We start from the raw sequence: 14,754 nt of genomic DNA, 5'->3' as shown, positions 1-14,754 counted from the left end.
GACCAGATCACCCAACCGGGCACCCGTGTTCGACCGCCACCACTCAAGATCGAAAAGACAACAGCTTCTTAGGGCCGGCTGTCTGGGGAGTCGGTGGGGGAACCGGTACGCGCGTACGGCGACCCCGCGCTCAGCGCCTTGATGGTTGCCGACGGGATCGTGAAGAAAGCCAGCGCTGCGAGGGCCGCCACACTTGCTGCGAGGGCCACGGCGGCTGGAAGGGACCAGGCCATGAGCGATCCGGCAACCGCCGCGCCCAGGGCGAATCCGGTGATTTTCAAGCTGGCGCCAGTGGTGAAGATCTGGCCGCGTAGGTGTTCTGGAGCCTCCCGGTGGCGGATGGCGAACAAGGCGGCCATCTGGGGTCCTTCACCGATCCCCGCTACGAGTGCGGCCACGATGACAACGACGGGTGATCCCACAGTGGCCAAGGCCAGCGCGGCGGCCTGGACAAGGGCACTGGCCCAGATGATCGTGTCGGGGGCGACTGCACGCGGAATCCGGGCGAGTACGGCGTTGGCCACTAGGGCGGAGACCGCCGCGCAGGAGAGCAGCACCGCGCCGCGGCCAGCTCCGCCCAGGAGGACCCGTCCTTCTGCCTGTGCGCCTGGCGGGCCGATGAACAGGCAGGTGCCACTTAGTCCTGGTCAGCGGTCAACTGGTTCTGACACGCGTGGAGGAGCAGCCTCTTCAGACCGGCGAGGTAGTCCCTCATCAGGACGTCGTCGACCGGCTTCCGGTAAGTCGTCGAGGTGATCTTGACGAGCGTCGTGGAGGAGAGCGGTAACGCGGGAGGCGAAGTCCGGTCCAGGCAGGGGAATTTCGAAGTCGTGGCGGAGGTAGCCGACATCGACGGCAGTGGGCAGGTAGCTCATCAGCTGAGTGAGGACGCGGGCCCGGTGGCGCCTTCGGGCGAGCCGGCGCAGCACACACAGCATGGTGGTAGGGCTGGTGCCGAGCGGAGGGGTGGCGGCCGCCCATTCCCCTTCGGCGTCTGGGCGCGGCATGGGTGAGCAGAATCTGTAGCGGCCGGAGTCCGCGGATGGTGGCCAGCCGGTCGGTGATGCGGCGGCTGTCGAGAAAGGACGCGTCGATGCCGACGACGGTGGCCGCGGCCCGCTCGCGGTCGCCCTGGGCCGGCTGCAGCTCGGGACGGGCGGGGACCCGTTCGCGGCCTGGGCGCCGCCCGGATCCGGCGCGTTCATCCAGCGGACAGGAACTTCCGCAGATCGGTGGTGAGTTGCTCGGCGTGGGTGGCGAACAGGCCGTGACCGGCGTGGTCGTAGACCTTCAGTACGGCGCCCGGGATCAGGGCCGCGGAGCGGCGGCCGGTCAACTCCAGCGGGGCGGAGGCGTCGTGCGAGCCGTGCACGACCAGCACCGGCAGGTCGAGCTTCGGCATCTCGGCTGCGAGGTCGAGGCCCGCGACCACGGCGTTGGCCGCGTTGGCGCCCCGGGCGGTGGAGTCCAGGCATCGGTCCACCAGGAAGCGGACGTAGGCGGCGGAGAGGTCGTTGCGGTCGAGGACGAAGAAGTCGCGGATCGCGTCCTCGTCGTTGAAGAAGGCCGGCCGGTCCCGGCGGAAGACCTCGTGACCGGCGCGCAGCTTGGCCTGGTCGACGCCGGCGGGGTTGTTGTCGGTGCGGATGATGCCGGGGGCCATGCCGGCGACGAGGGCGACACGGGTCACCCGCTCGGTGCCGTGCCGCGTCAGGCAGTGCACGATCTCGGCGGCGCCCAGAGAGTGCCCGATCAGGGTCACCTCACGCACGTCCAGGTGGTCCAGCAGGCCCTGCACGTCGTCCGCGAGGGTGTCGAGGTCGAAGCACCACACGTCCTCGCTGCGGCCATGGCCGCGGCGGTCCAGGGCGACGCACCGGTAACCGTCCTCGGCCAGAGGCAGCGTCTGGTACTCCCACATCTGCGTACCGAGGTAGGAGCTGCTGAGGAAGACGGCGACCGGTCCGTCGGCGGGGCCGTAGTCCGTGTAGTGCAGGCGGGTGCCGTCAACGGGGCTGGTGAAGTGCGGCATGGCGGTCTCCCTGTGTCCGGTGGCGCTGGCTGGTGGGTACGTCATCGATCCTCGCCCAGCCCGTGGAGCGGGTCGATTACTTCCGGGGTCATGCGTGGACGCGGGTGGCCTGACGCGCCGAAGGGACCTCGGCGCCTCCCCCCGGGGAGTGGACACCTTGATCCGGCCTCTGACCTGGGGCCGGAGAGAAGATGTCCCTTATGGTGATGAAGTTCTACTCGCCGGAGTTCAAGGCGGACGCCGTCGCGCTGTGCCTGTCTGATGCGGACCTGACCCTGGCCGGGGTCGCGGAGGACCTGGGTGCGCACCGAGCTGAAGCAGGTGCGCAAACAGAACGCGACGCTCGCCGAGGAACGCGACATCCTGCGCAAGGCCACGAAGTTTTTCGCGACCGAGATGACCTGGTGAACCGCTGCCAGTTCATCGAGGACCACCGGCAGACCCACGAGGTCCAGCGGTTGTGCCGACTCCTTGAGGTCGCCCGCTCCAGCTACTACAAGTGGCAAGACGGGCGTGACGCCCGCGCCGAGCGTGAGCAGGCCGACGAGGACCTGGCCGAGAAGATCCGGGCCATCCACACGGACTCCGAGGGGACGTATGGCGCCCCGCGGATCACGGCCGAGCTCCGTGACACCCACGGCATGGATCAACGAGAAGAAGGTCGCGCGCGTCATGCGCAAGTTCCGCATCACCGGCGTGCGCCTGCGCAAGCGCGTGCGTACGACCGTGCCGGAGCTGTTACGGACGCCGGTGCCGGACCTGTTCAACCGGGACTTCACCGCTGACGCGCCAAACCTGAAGTACATGGGCGACGTGACGTATCTGCCGGTCGGCGACGGCGAGCATCTCTATCTCGCGACGGTCCTGGACTGCTTCTCCCGACGGATCGTGGGCTGGTCGATCGCCGATCACATGCGCACCGACCTGGTCGCCGACGCGCTGACGATGGCCGCCTCCACCCGCGGCAGCCTGGACGGCGCCATCTTCCACAGCGATCACGGAGCGCAGTACGGGCCCCGTCAATTCGCTGCCTCGTGCGCCAAGTTGGGCCTCACTCAGTCCATGGGTGCTGTCGGCACCAGCGCGGACAACGCCGCCTGCGAGTCCTTCCACGCCTCCCTGAAACGCGAGACGCTCCAAGGCGCCCGCCGCTTCGGCGGCCCCGGCGCCTGCCGGCGCCGCGTCTTCAGATGGCTGACGCGCTACAACACCAGACGCCGTCACTCGGCGAACGGGCAGCTCAGCCCCGTCGCCTACGAGCAGCGATCAGCTGCCCTGACACTCGCCGCGTAACCATACGAACTGGTGTCCACTTTCCGGGTGGAAGGCCCATCGCCCGGACCGACTCCCGGGTGGACGCCGTGCTGGCGGTGTCCCCCGGCGTCGTCGTGACCGCCGCAGCGGGCGTCCTCTAGTCCCCGAGCAGGACGACGGCCGCGAGGACGTGCAGCCCATGGGCCGGGATTCTTCTCATGTTCCTTCGCCTACCAGCGGACCTTCGGGGGCCGCTCCTCCCCCGCCCCGGATTCGGGGCAGCGATGAGGACGATGCCAGCCGCATCACCACAGGTCGAGACGGTTTCGGAGACCTCCCGTCGCCCGGTGCGAGCCTGCCGCCCACCGACGTGCGGGAGCGGGACCGGTGGCTGCCCTGCCATCAATGTTGATCGGTCATTCATCGGCGGCTGGCCTACTGGGAGAAGGTGTTCGGTACGCGGTCTTGGAGGACATAGAGCAGTACGACAGTCTCCGAACGCGCCGGAGCGGTGATGCCGCCGTCGAGGATACGGCCCGCACGGAGCAGGATCTCGTCCTTACGACCCGAGAGGGCAAGCCTGATCCAGCGCTGCACATGCTCTCCCCGGATGACCCCACCCCCGGCCCGCTCCCGGTACACGGTGTGCCGACGCCAGAGCATGTCTGCCAACTGCACTGCGGTGTCTTTCAGTTGGGCGCTCAAGGCGCGTCCTTCCAGAGCCGTACTCTCAATCGAACGGAAATCGTACTTCGGGCTCTCTGTTTCGCTCGGGCGCGCCAAGGTGGGGTGATGCGGTCTGCGGCATCTGCCTGCCCCTGCGGCGCAGGAGCCCGCACCGGGGGAAGCAAGCATCCGCGGGAGGTACGGCCGCCGGGTGGGCGCGACGACCGTCGCCATCACCGACACGCGCCACTCCCCCGCCGCGGAGCTGGCCGATCACGCCCTGACCGTCCCGGCCGAGGGAGTTTCCCAGCTCCCGTCCATGACGGCCGCGATGAGCCTGTCGTACGGGCTCGCCGCCGCACTGAGCGCCGTCGACCCGACGAAGAGCCGGTCGGCGATCTCCCACGTCGACGAACTCTGGCAGGACACGGACATCTTCGCTCCGGACACGGCGGAGGGCTGAGGAGCCGCCGGGAGATGCCTGCCGCACCCGGCCCCCGGCGAGTCACTTTCCTTGCGGTACCGCGACGGAAACCCGATCCTGATCTGAATAACGAACGGCCGACGACTGCAGCGTACGGTATATCGAACGACGACTGAAGAGAAGGGGAGAGCTGTGAGCGACTCCGAGAACTCGATCCGGGGCATGCTGGCCACCAATCTGAGACGGGCCAGGACCGAGCGAGGACTGTCGATCTCCGAGCTGTCCCGGCGTTCGAAGATCGGCAAGGCGACGCTGTCGCAGCTGGAGTCGGGCACCGGGAACCCCACCATCGAGACGGTGTTCAGCCTGTCACGCGTCCTGGAGGTGGCCGTCTCCGACCTCCTGGACGCGCGCCCCACCGGCGGCCTGACCGTGGTCCGCGCCCAGGAGGTGGAGGCACTCAGCGGCGAAGGCGTCGACCTGCGCCCCCTGCAGCGGATAGAGGTCGGCGACGCCGTCTTCGAGGTCTTCGACCAGCGCGTACGGGCAGATCGCCGGCAGGAGTCGCTCGGCCATGTCGGAACCGAGCACACCATCGTGCAGGCCGGCCGGCTCGGCGTACAGGTCGAGGGGCACGAGGTGGAGCTGGGGCCGGGTGACTACGTCGGCTTCGACGCCTCGGCCCCGCACAGCTACACGGCCCTCGACGGTGACGTGCACTCGGTCCTGCTGCTCCAGTACCGGGCAGATCAGCGGCTGCATCTGTCGGACCCCTCCCTGGAGGTCCCCGCCTCCCATTCCGCGGAGGGGTGACCACCCGGGCGAGGCGGCCCGACAAAGTCGATGCGACTCGACCGTTGACACGTTCCGAACTCCCGCCGTAGGTTCTGTTCGCTTTACCGAACACGGAGGGTTCGATGAACGGAACACGAGTGGCGGTGCTGGGCGCCGGGATCGTCGGCGCCGCCTGCGCTCGCGAGCTGGCCCTGGCCGGGCTCGAGGTCACCGTCGTCGACCGCGGCGGCGCGGCGTCGGCCACCACGTCGCACGGCGAGGGCAACGTGCTGGTCTCCGACAAGGGACCGGGACCCGAGCTCAAACTGGCCCAGCTTTCACGGAAGTTGTGGCCGCAGGTACTCGCCGCCGTCGCCGAACGCTCCGCGTCCGCGGCGCACGCGGTGGAGTGGGAGCCCAAGGGCGGCATCGTCGTCGCGACCACCGGCGCCGGCGCCGAAGGGCTGACCCGGTTCGCCGCCGACCAGCGCGCGGCGGGCGTACGCGCCGACGTCCTCGACGCGAAGGAACTCGCCGAGGCCGAGCCCTACGTCACCCGCGAGCAGACAGCCGCCCTGCACTACCCCGAGGACGCGCAGGTGCAGCCCGCCGGAGCCGCCGCCGCCCTGCTCGGCGACGCGCTGGCCGCGGGCGCGACGCTGCGCACGGGCTGCGAGGTGCTCGGCGCGGTCACCCGCGGCGGCCGGATCACCGGGATCCGCACCTCGGCCGGCCTGCTGGAGGCCGACTGGTTCGTGAACGCCGCGGGGCCCTGGTCCGGTGAGCTGTCAGCCCGCCTCGGCGCGCCGGTGGACGTACGGCCCCGCCGCGGCGATGTCCTCGTGACGACCCCGCTGCCGCCGATGGTCTTCCACAAGGTCTACGACGCCGACTACGTGGGTGCGGTCGGCAGCAGCGCCGAGGATCTGCAGACCTCCGCGGTCGTGGAGTCCACGCGGGGCGGCAGCGTGCTCATTGGCTCTTCGCGCCGCCGCGTCGGCTTCGACGACCGGCTCCGCCCCGAGGTCCTCTCGACCGTTGCCGCGAAGGCACTGCACCTGTTCCCGACGCTGGCCGGGGTTCCGGTGATGCGCGCGTACGGCGGCTTCCGGCCGTACGTACCCGACCATCTCCCGGTCATCGGCGCCGACCCGCGCCTGGACGGGCTGTGGCACGCGGGCGGTCACGAGGGCGCCGGGATCGGTCTGTCCGTGGGCACCGGGCGACTGCTGCGGAATCTGATGCTCGGCGAGCCGACGGACATGGACGCCACCCCGTTCCGCGTGGACCGTCCGGCGGTACTGGGCGAGAGCGCGCACCCCGAGAACCCCGAGAAGGAGGAGACGGCATGAGCCCCAGACGTGTCGGCGCCGGGTCCGACGCCGTCGGGCGACAGGAGCTGCCCCTGCGGATCACCGTCGATGGCGAACCCGTCGACGGGATCGCGGGCCAGACCATCGCGGGCGTCATGCTCGCCGCCGACCGGCTCGCCTGGCGCCGGGGACGCACCGGCGCGCCGCGCGGGGTGTTCTGCGGGATCGGCGTCTGCTTCGACTGCCTCGTGACGGTCGGCGAGGACCGCGACGTACGCGCCTGCCGCCGCCGCGCCCGTGACGGCGACGTGGTGACCACCCAGAGCAGGCAGGACGCCAACCCAACTCCCGGCCCAGAAGCCGAACCTGAGATTCCCGACGCACCCGGAATCGGAACGGAGGAGTGATGACGCACCGTCATGTCGTGGTCGTCGGCGCGGGCCCCGCGGGTCTCGCCGCCGCGGAGACCGCCCTCAGCGCCGGTGGCCGGGTGACGCTGATCGACGCGTCCGACCAGCCCGGCGGCCAGTACCACCGGATGCTGCCCGAGGCGTACGAAGCCACCCACCCGGAGGTCCTGCACCACGGCTGGCGGGCCTTCGAACGGCGCCGTCGCCGGGTGCTCACCCACCCGCGGTGCGGCTGGTGGCCCGACTCCTCGGTGTGGGCCCTCGAACGTCCGGATCCCGAGCAGCCCGGCCCTCCCCGCGTCCACGTCCTCCGGGGTTCCGTGGACGGCGGCGGACGGCGGCGCCTCACCCTTGATCCCGACGCCCTCGTGCTCGCCGTCGGCGCCCACGACCGCGTACTGCCGTTCCCCGGCTGGGAGTTGCCCGGTGTCTTCACCGCCGGCGCCGCGCAGGCGCTCGCGAAGGGTGAGCGGGTCGTCGTCGGGGACCGTGTGGTGGTCGCGGGCACCGGGCCGTTCCTCCTGCCCGTGGCCGCCTCGCTGCTCCAAGCCGGCTCCCAGGTCCTGGAAGTCCTGGAGGCCAACACGCCGGGCACCGTCGCCCGCGGCTGGTCGCTGCGCCCCTGGCAGCTCGCGGCCCAGGCTGGCAAGAGCGGTGAACTCGCCGAGTACACCTCCTTGTTGATCCGGAAGCGGGTGCCCTACCGCACCGGCCGCACCGTGATCGAGGCGCGTGGCGACGGTCGGGTCGAGGAGGTCGTCACGGCACGGCTGCGCGCGGACTGGTCGGTGGTCCCGGGCAGCGAGCGCACGCTCGCGGTCGACGCGGCGTGCGTCACGCACGGCTTCAGCCCGCAGCTGGAGCTGCCGGTGGCCGCCGGATGCGCCCTGCGCGACACTGCGGACGGCGAGTTCGTGGAGGTCGACGTCGACCAGGCCACCAGCGTCCCCGGCGTGTACGCGGCCGGTGAGATCACCGGCATCGCGGGCGCCCCGGCCGCACGCGCCGAGGGCGCGCTCGCCGGGTGGCTCGCCGCCGGTGGCGATCCGGAGGCGTCCGCGCTGCGGCCGCTGCGGCGGAGCCGGGACCAGGGGCGCGCGTTCGCCGCACGCCTCGCCCGAGCGCACCCGATCGGCCCGGCCTGGTCCCAATGGCTGCGCCGCGAGACCGTCATCTGCCGCTGCGAGGAGGCCGATTACGCCTCCCTCTTCCGGGCCGCCACGACCCCGGAAAGCGCCTCGGCGCGGGTCGCCAAGCTGGAGACCCGCGCGGGGCTCGGCCCCTGCCAGGCCCGGATCTGCGGCCCCACGGTCGCCGAGCTGAACGCCCGGCTCTCCGGCGGGCCCGCCGAGCGGCCGGTCGAGGGCCTGCCCACGCCCGTACCGCACCGGCGTCCGATCGCCCAGCCCATCCGGCTCGGCGAACTGGCCGCCGCCCCCGAGCCGTCCCCCGACGGCTGTTCCCCTCATAACCCCTGACCATTCGATCCCCCCTGACCTGCCAATTCCCCTTCCCAGGAGCAGAGTTCATGAGCGACAACCAGAAGCAGTCCCTGTCCCTCGGCGGCGTGGTGGTGGCCACCGCCCTCCCCTACTACGAGGACGCGTCCGCCCCGGCCGGCCTTGCCGTGGACTACGACAAGTACGCCGACCACTGCCGCTGGCTGGTGGAGAACGGCTGCCGCGGCGTCGGCCCGAACGGCTCCCTCGGCGAGTACTCGTCGCTGACCGACGACGAGCGCCGCAAGGTCGCGCAGACCGCGAAGGAAGCGGTCGGTGACTCGGGCGTCGTGGTCGTCGGCGTGCACGGCGTCGGCTCGCACCAGGCCAGGCACTGGACCAAGATCGCCGCCGAGGACGGCGCCGACGGCGTGCTGTGCCTGCCGCCGACCATGTACCGCGCCAACCGCGGCGAGGTCCTCGCCCACTTCGAGGCCGTGGCCTCCGTCGGCCTGCCGGTCATGGTCTACAACAACCCGATCGACACCAAGGTCGACCTGACCCCGGACCTGGTCGGGGAGATCGCGCAGATCGAGAACGTCGTCGCCATCAAGGAGTTCTCCGGCGACGTGCGCCGCGTCCTGGAGATCAAGGAGCAGGCCCCCGGCCTGGAGGTCATCAGCGGCGCCGACGACGTCGTCCTGGAGAGCCTGCTCATGGGCGCCACAGGCTGGTTCGCCGGCTTCCCGAACGTCTTCCCCGCCGAGTCGGCGCGGCTGTACGAGCTTGCCACCAGCGGCAAGCTGGAGGAGGCCCGCGCCCTGTACGAGCCGCTGGTCGCCGCGTTCCGCTGGGACTCGCGCACCGAGTTCGTGCAGGCCATCAAGCTCGGCATGGAGCAGGTCGGCCGGTTCGGCGGCCCCTGCCGTCCGCCGCGCGGCCCGCTCACCGCGCAGATGCGCGAGCAGGTCGAGGCCGACATGGCCCGCGCCATCTCCGCGCTCGAAGCGCAGTCCGCCCGATGAGGTCGATCCGTACGATCAGTGCCGTCGACTCGCACACCGAGGGCATGCCCACCCGCGTCGTCACCGGCGGGGTGGGCCCGATCCCAGGCGACACGATGGCCGAGCGCCGCCGCTACGCCATGGAGCACCTGGACGGGCTGCGCCGGTTCCTGGTCGACGAGCCGCGCGGGCACTCGGCGATGAGCGGGGCGATCCTCCAGCCGCCGACTCGCCCGGACGGCGACTGGGGTGTGCTCTACATCGAGGTCAGCGGTTTCCTGCCGATGTGCGGCCACGGCACCATCGGCGTGGCCACGGTCCTCGTGGAGACGGGGATGGTCGAGGTCACCGAGCCGGAGACCCTGGTCCGTCTGGACACGCCCGCCGGGCTCGTCGAGGCGCGGGTGACGGTCACCGACGGCCGCGCCGAGAAGGTCACCCTGCGCAACGTCGAGTCGTTCGCGCTCGAACTCGACGCGACAGTCAAGGTCCCCGGCCTCGGCGAGATCCGCTACGACATGGCGTACGGCGGGAACTTCTACGCCATCGCCCAACTCGACCAGCTGGGGCTGCCGTTCGACCGGGCGCGCAAGCACGAGATCCTCGCCGCCGGGCTTTCGATCATGAAGACGATCAATGAGCAGAACCGTCCGGTGCACCCGGCCGACCCGCTCATCGGCGGCTGCAAGCACGTCCAGTTCATCGCCCCGGGGTCGGACGCGCGGCACTCCCGTAACGCGATGGCGATCCACCCCGGCTGGTTCGACCGCTCCCCGTGCGGCACCGGCACCTCCGCGCGCATGGCCCAGCTGCACGCGCGCGGCGAGCTGCCGCTGAACACCGAGTTCGTCAACGAGTCGTTCATCGGCACGCAGTTCACCGGCCGACTCCTGAAGGCCGCCGAGGTCGGCAGACTCCCCGCGGTCGTCCCCGAGTTCTCCGGCCGGGCATGGATCACCGCCACCGCGAACTATCTGCTCGACCCGAGCGACCCCTTTCCGCACGGTTTCGTGCTCTGAAGACGCCCCCACGCGCGTGCCCCATCCCAAGGGGCGCACCCGTTCGTCCCCGCGCCCGCTACGTATTCACGGAGGGACCCTCATGTCCCGTTCAACTCCAGTAATACGTCCGGAAAGAGCGGCCCCGCCCGGCGGCCTGTTCTCCCGGCAAGGAATCTTCCGCCTCAAGCCCGTCTCTTCCTCCGAGGAGGAGAGCACGGGCGGGCTCCGCCGGACCATGGGACTGTGGCAGCTCGTCGCCCTGAGCCTCGGTGGTCTCGTCGGTGCGGGAGTGTTCTCGCTCGCCGGCGTCGTCGCCCACGAGGACGCCGGTCCCGGCGTACTGATCTCGTTCCTCGTCGCCATCATCGCGAGCACCGCTGCCGCGCTGTGCTACGCCGAGTTCGCCGGCATCATCCCCAAGGCCGGATCCGCCTACACGTACTCGTACGCCGCGCTCGGCGAGGTCGTCGGGTGGCTCATCGGCTGGGACCTGCTCCTGGAGTACACGGCCATCGTCGCGGTGGTGGCCATCGCGGTGTCCGGTTACTTCTCGTACATCCTGGAGCGGATCGGGATCGATCTGCCGTCCTGGATGCTCGGCGCGCCCGGTACCGGGTCCGGCCACAAGGTCGACCTGTTCGCCGCCGTGCTCTGTCTGCTGCTCGCCTTCGTGCTCTCGCGCGGCACCAAGGAGTCGGCGCGCTTCGAGACGATCCTCGTGGTCATCAAGCTCGGCATCGTCGCCCTGGTCGTCGTGGCCGGCGCCTTCCACATCTCCGCGGGCAACTACTCGCCGTTCCTGCCCTTCGGGATCGGCGGCGCGTTCACCGGCGCCGCGACCGCGTTCTTCGCCGTCTACGGCTACGACGCGATGAGCGCCGCCGCCGAGGAGAGCGCCGAGGCCAAGAAGGTGCTGCCGAAGGCGATCGTGATCTCCCTGGCGATCGCCGCCGTCATCTATCTGCTGGTCTGTGTCGTGCTGCTCGGCATGCAGAACTACCGCGACATCGACACACAGAGCCCGTTCTCCAGCGCCCTGGGCTCCGTCGGCCTGGGAGGTCTCGGCATCGTCGTAGCGGTCGGCGCGATCATCGGCATCACCACCTCCGCCTTCGCCAACATGCTGGCGGTCTCCCGGGTCTGGTTCTCCATGAGCCGCGACGGGCTGCTGCCGCGCTACTTCGCGAAGAACCACGCCAAGCGGCACGTGCCGACCCGGGTGATCTGGCCGGTGGGCATCGGCTCGGCGGTCATCGCCGGATTCCTGCCCATCCGGGAAGCCGCCGACCTCACCAACATCGGCATCCTGGCGGCCTTCACCGTCGTCGCCATCGCCATCGTGGTGCTGCGCCGGACGCGGCCCGACCTGCCGCGCTCCTTCCGCACCCCGCTGGTGCCGCTGGTCCCGGCCGTCGGCGTGGCCTTCTCCCTCTGGCTGATCGCCAACCTCGACTGGGTCACCTGGGTGCGCTTCGCCGTCTGGATGACCCTCGGACTGATCGTCTACTTCTCCTTCAGCGTCCGCCACTCGGAGGAGAACAAGCCCCACGCCCCGGCGCGGGACGAGCTTGCCGACTCGGGCGAAAGGACCGCCCTGTGATCGCCGGACCGGGCGCCGTCCACTCCACCACGACGGGCGAGACAGCCGGCGAGCCCGACCCGCGCACCATCAGAAAGGTCATGACGGCCTCGGCGATCGGCCACTTCGTCGAGTGGTACGACTTCGCGGTCTACGCCTACGCGGCACCCGTCATCGCCACCCTTTTCTTCCCCCACGCGAACACGTTCGTCGCCCTGCTCTCCACGTTCGCCGTGTACGCGGTGGGGTTCGTGATGCGTCCCGTCGGGGCGTTCCTGCTCGGCAGCCTCGGCGACCGGATCGGGCGCAAGCGGGTGCTGGCCTTGGTAATCCTCATGATGGGGTGCGCCACGACCGGGATCGGCCTGCTGCCCACGTACGCACGGGTCGGCGTCCTCGCGCCGGTGCTCCTGGTCGTCCTGCGCCTCGCCCAGGGTTTCTCCGCCGCGGGCGAGACCATCGGGTCGCACTCGTTCGTCGCCGAGCACGCGCCGCCGAAGCGGCGGGGTCTCGCCGTCGGCATGGTCTACACGTGGTCCAACCTGCCGCCGGTCCTGGCCGCCCTGCTCGTCTACGTCCTCACCACCACCACGAGCAGTGCCGCGTACGCGAGTTGGGGCTGGCGCGTGCCGTTCCTGCTCGGCGCCCCGCTCGCCGTCGTCGGCCTCTACATCCGGACGCGCGTCGACGAGTCACCGGCGTTCGCCGCGGTGAAGGAGAGCAAGCGGATCACGTCCACGCTGATACGGAGTGCTGCGCGAGCACAAGAAGGAGATGGCGGTCTGCTTCAGCATCGCGGCAGTCGCCAGCCTCGGTTACTACTCGCTGACCGGCTACTTCTTCACGTATCTGACGGTCACCATCGAGATGAGCGAGTCCGCGGCTCTGCTGTCCAACAGCATCGCTCTCACGTTCGTCACGGTGCCGCTCGCGGCGGCCCTCTCCGACCGCATCGGCCGCAAGCGCGGGCTCCAACTGGCAGCGGTGCTGAACGCGCTGTTCGCGGTGCCCGCCTATCTGCTGGCCGGGCAGGCGAGCCTGACGACCGCGATCGTCAGCCAAGGGCTGCTCGCGCTGAGCCTCGGCATGTTCTTCGGCCCGGCTGGCGCCGCGTTCGTCGAACTGTTCCCCGCCCGCACCCGCTACACGGGCGCGTCCATCAGCTACAACCTGGCGTTCACGCTCTTCGGCGGCACCGCGCCCCTGCTGTCGATCTTCCTGATCGAGCGGACCGGCTCCACCATCGCCCCGGCCTGGTACGTCGCCGGGGTCTCGGTCGCCGCCCTCCTGGTCATCGCCCGTACAACGGAGACGAGCCGACGCTCGATGCTCCCCGACGACGCGTAGCAACTCATCCTGTTTTCAAGGGAATCAACGAGAAGAGGAAGCACCATGAACACCGTCGCACGCGACCCCGACCTGGCCGTGACCGCGGCCGCCGCCGCGGCCAGGGAGTGGGCCGAGGCGGCACCGACGGCCCGCGCCCACGCCCTGGACGCCGTCGCCGACGCGCTGGAGGCAGAGCAGGCGGAGTTGGTCGCGCTCGCCGAGGCCGAGACGCACCTCGGCACGCCCCGCCTCACGGGCGAACTGAAGCGCACCGCGTTCCAACTGCGTTTCTTCGCCGAGGAGTTGCGGGCCGGGACGTTCCTCGACGTCCGCATCGACCGCGCCGACCCGCAGTGGCCGACCGGGCCGCGGTCCGAGCTGCGTCGCTACCGCACCGCGCTCGGCCCGGTCCTGGTGTTCGGGGCCAGCAACTTCCCGTTCGCCTTCAGCGTGGTCGGCGGCGACACCGCGTCGGCTCTGGCGACGGGCTGCCCCGTGATCGTCAAGGCCCATCCGGGCCACCTCGAACTGTCCCGCCGCACCGCCGACATCGTCCAGAAGGCGCTGGCCCAAGTCGGCGCTCCGGAGGGCGTGTTCAGTCTGATCGAGGGTGAGCAGGCCGGGGTGGACGCACTGCGCCACCCGCTCCTGCGCGCCGCCGCGTTCACCGGATCCGAGCGCGGCGGCCTGGCACTCGCCCGCATCGCCGCCGACCGCCCCGAACCCATCCCGTTCTACGGCGAGCTGGGCAGCGTCAACCCTGTCGTGGTGACCCCGGAAGCGGCCCGCGCCCGTGGCGCGGAGATCGCCGAGGGCTACGTCGGTTCGCTCACTCTGGGCGCGGGACAGTTCTGCACCAACCCGGGCCTGCTGTTCACGCCCGCCGACGGGCCGGTGGACGAGATCGTGCGGCGGCTGCAGGCTGCACCCACCGCGCCGATGCTCGGCGACTGGATCAGCGCCGCCTACGTGGACGGAGCGCGCCGGCTCGCTTCGCTCCCGTCGACACGCAAGCTGGTGTGGCCTGATGACGAGGCATCGCCCGGTCCGAGGCTGCTCGCCATGGACCTGGACACGTTCGCCGGTAACATCGGGGCGGCGGCCACGGAGTGCTTCGGGCCGCTCGGCCTGGTCGTGACGTACGAGCGTCTTGAGGACGTGGCCGCCGTGATCGCATCGCTGCCGGGGCAGCTCACCACCTCCCTGCACGGCGAGCCCCACGAGGGCGGCGACCTCACCGATCTGACGTCGGCGCTGGCCGAGCGCAGCGGCCGGGTGCTGTGGAACGAGTGGCCCACTGGGGTCTCGGTCACCCACGCGATGCAGCACGGCGGACCGTTCCCCGCCACCACCGCGCCCACCACGACCTCCGTCGGCACCGCCGCGATCGAGCGCTTTCTCCGCCCGGTGGCCTACCAGTCGTGGCCCCAGGAACTCTTGCCGCCGCCGCTGCGCGACGACAACCCCTGGGAGGTGCCGCAGCGGGTCGACGCGTAGCGGGGCGGCGGCTGTCGTGGCCGGGGCGCTTC

At 70.7% G+C, this 14,754-nt stretch carries 12 protein-coding genes and 3 pseudogenes; 12 read left to right on the top strand and 3 right to left on the bottom strand.

Going from position 1 to position 14,754, the window contains the following annotated elements; all coding sequences use genetic code 11:
- Positions 1-68: 68 nt before the first annotated feature.
- Positions 69-557: a hypothetical protein gene (locus ACWDEX_RS14630; protein WP_450463655.1), complete on the bottom strand. Its 489-nt coding sequence runs from the start codon at positions 555-557 to the stop codon at positions 69-71.
- A 644-nt stretch (positions 558-1,201) separates the two neighbouring features.
- Positions 1,202-2,032 (bottom strand): alpha/beta fold hydrolase, encoded by an 831-nt coding sequence (locus tag ACWDEX_RS14625; RefSeq protein WP_450463654.1) that lies wholly within the window; start codon positions 2,030-2,032, stop codon positions 1,202-1,204.
- Positions 2,033-2,232: 200 nt separating this feature from the next.
- On the opposite strand from ACWDEX_RS14625, the pseudogene ACWDEX_RS14620 reads away from it, so the two are divergent.
- Positions 2,233-3,325 (top strand): annotated as a pseudogene (locus tag ACWDEX_RS14620) (IS3 family transposase).
- A gap of 438 nt (positions 3,326-3,763) precedes the next feature.
- Here the strand turns inward: ACWDEX_RS14620 and ACWDEX_RS14615 are convergent.
- Positions 3,764-3,949, bottom strand: a pseudogene (locus ACWDEX_RS14615) (hypothetical protein); the annotation flags it as partial.
- 214 nt (positions 3,950-4,163) lie between these two features.
- Here ACWDEX_RS14615 and ACWDEX_RS14610 point away from each other — a divergent pair.
- From ACWDEX_RS14610 to ACWDEX_RS14560, 11 genes and pseudogenes are all read left to right on the top strand, one after another.
- Positions 4,164-4,415, top strand: coding sequence for a hypothetical protein (locus ACWDEX_RS14610; protein WP_450463653.1), 252 nt, complete (start codon positions 4,164-4,166; stop codon positions 4,413-4,415).
- 153 nt (positions 4,416-4,568) lie between these two features.
- Positions 4,569-5,189: a helix-turn-helix domain-containing protein gene (locus ACWDEX_RS14605; RefSeq protein ID WP_450463652.1), complete on the top strand. Its 621-nt coding sequence runs from the start codon at positions 4,569-4,571 to the stop codon at positions 5,187-5,189.
- A gap of 104 nt (positions 5,190-5,293) precedes the next feature.
- The gene (locus ACWDEX_RS14600; protein ID WP_450463651.1) at positions 5,294-6,502 is read left to right on the top strand and encodes an NAD(P)/FAD-dependent oxidoreductase; all 1,209 of its coding nucleotides are present in this window, start codon (positions 5,294-5,296) and stop codon (positions 6,500-6,502) included.
- Positions 6,499-6,870, top strand: coding sequence for a (2Fe-2S)-binding protein (locus ACWDEX_RS14595; protein WP_450463650.1), 372 nt, complete (start codon positions 6,499-6,501; stop codon positions 6,868-6,870). Before ACWDEX_RS14600 ends, ACWDEX_RS14595 begins: the two co-directional genes overlap by 4 nt.
- The gene (locus ACWDEX_RS14590; protein ID WP_450463649.1) at positions 6,870-8,351 is read left to right on the top strand and encodes an FAD-dependent oxidoreductase; all 1,482 of its coding nucleotides are present in this window, start codon (positions 6,870-6,872) and stop codon (positions 8,349-8,351) included. Before ACWDEX_RS14595 ends, ACWDEX_RS14590 begins: the two co-directional genes overlap by 1 nt.
- A 50-nt stretch (positions 8,352-8,401) precedes the next feature.
- Complete coding sequence (locus ACWDEX_RS14585; RefSeq protein WP_450463648.1) at positions 8,402-9,337, top strand: dihydrodipicolinate synthase family protein; 936 nt, start codon at positions 8,402-8,404, stop codon at positions 9,335-9,337.
- Complete coding sequence (locus tag ACWDEX_RS14580; protein WP_450463647.1) at positions 9,334-10,335, top strand: proline racemase family protein; 1,002 nt, start codon at positions 9,334-9,336, stop codon at positions 10,333-10,335. The genes ACWDEX_RS14585 and ACWDEX_RS14580 overlap by 4 nt, the downstream gene beginning before the upstream one ends.
- A gap of 82 nt (positions 10,336-10,417) precedes the next feature.
- Entirely contained in the window at positions 10,418-11,917 is a 1,500-nt protein-coding gene (locus ACWDEX_RS14575) for an amino acid permease (protein ID WP_450463646.1), read from the top strand.
- A gap of 80 nt (positions 11,918-11,997) precedes the next feature.
- Positions 11,998-12,618, top strand: a pseudogene (locus ACWDEX_RS14570) (MFS transporter); the annotation flags it as partial.
- A 28-nt stretch (positions 12,619-12,646) separates the two neighbouring features.
- Complete coding sequence (locus ACWDEX_RS14565) at positions 12,647-13,243, top strand: MFS transporter (RefSeq protein ID WP_450463645.1); 597 nt, start codon at positions 12,647-12,649, stop codon at positions 13,241-13,243.
- 45 nt (positions 13,244-13,288) lie between these two features.
- A complete protein-coding gene (locus ACWDEX_RS14560; protein ID WP_450463644.1) occupies positions 13,289-14,722 on the top strand; it encodes an aldehyde dehydrogenase (NADP(+)) in 1,434 nt (477 codons plus the stop codon).
- The last annotated feature ends 32 nt before the right edge of the window (positions 14,723-14,754 follow it).

This window comes from Streptomyces sp. NPDC001020 (assembly GCF_053599115.1).
This window is presented reverse-complemented; position numbering and strand designations above follow the sequence as displayed.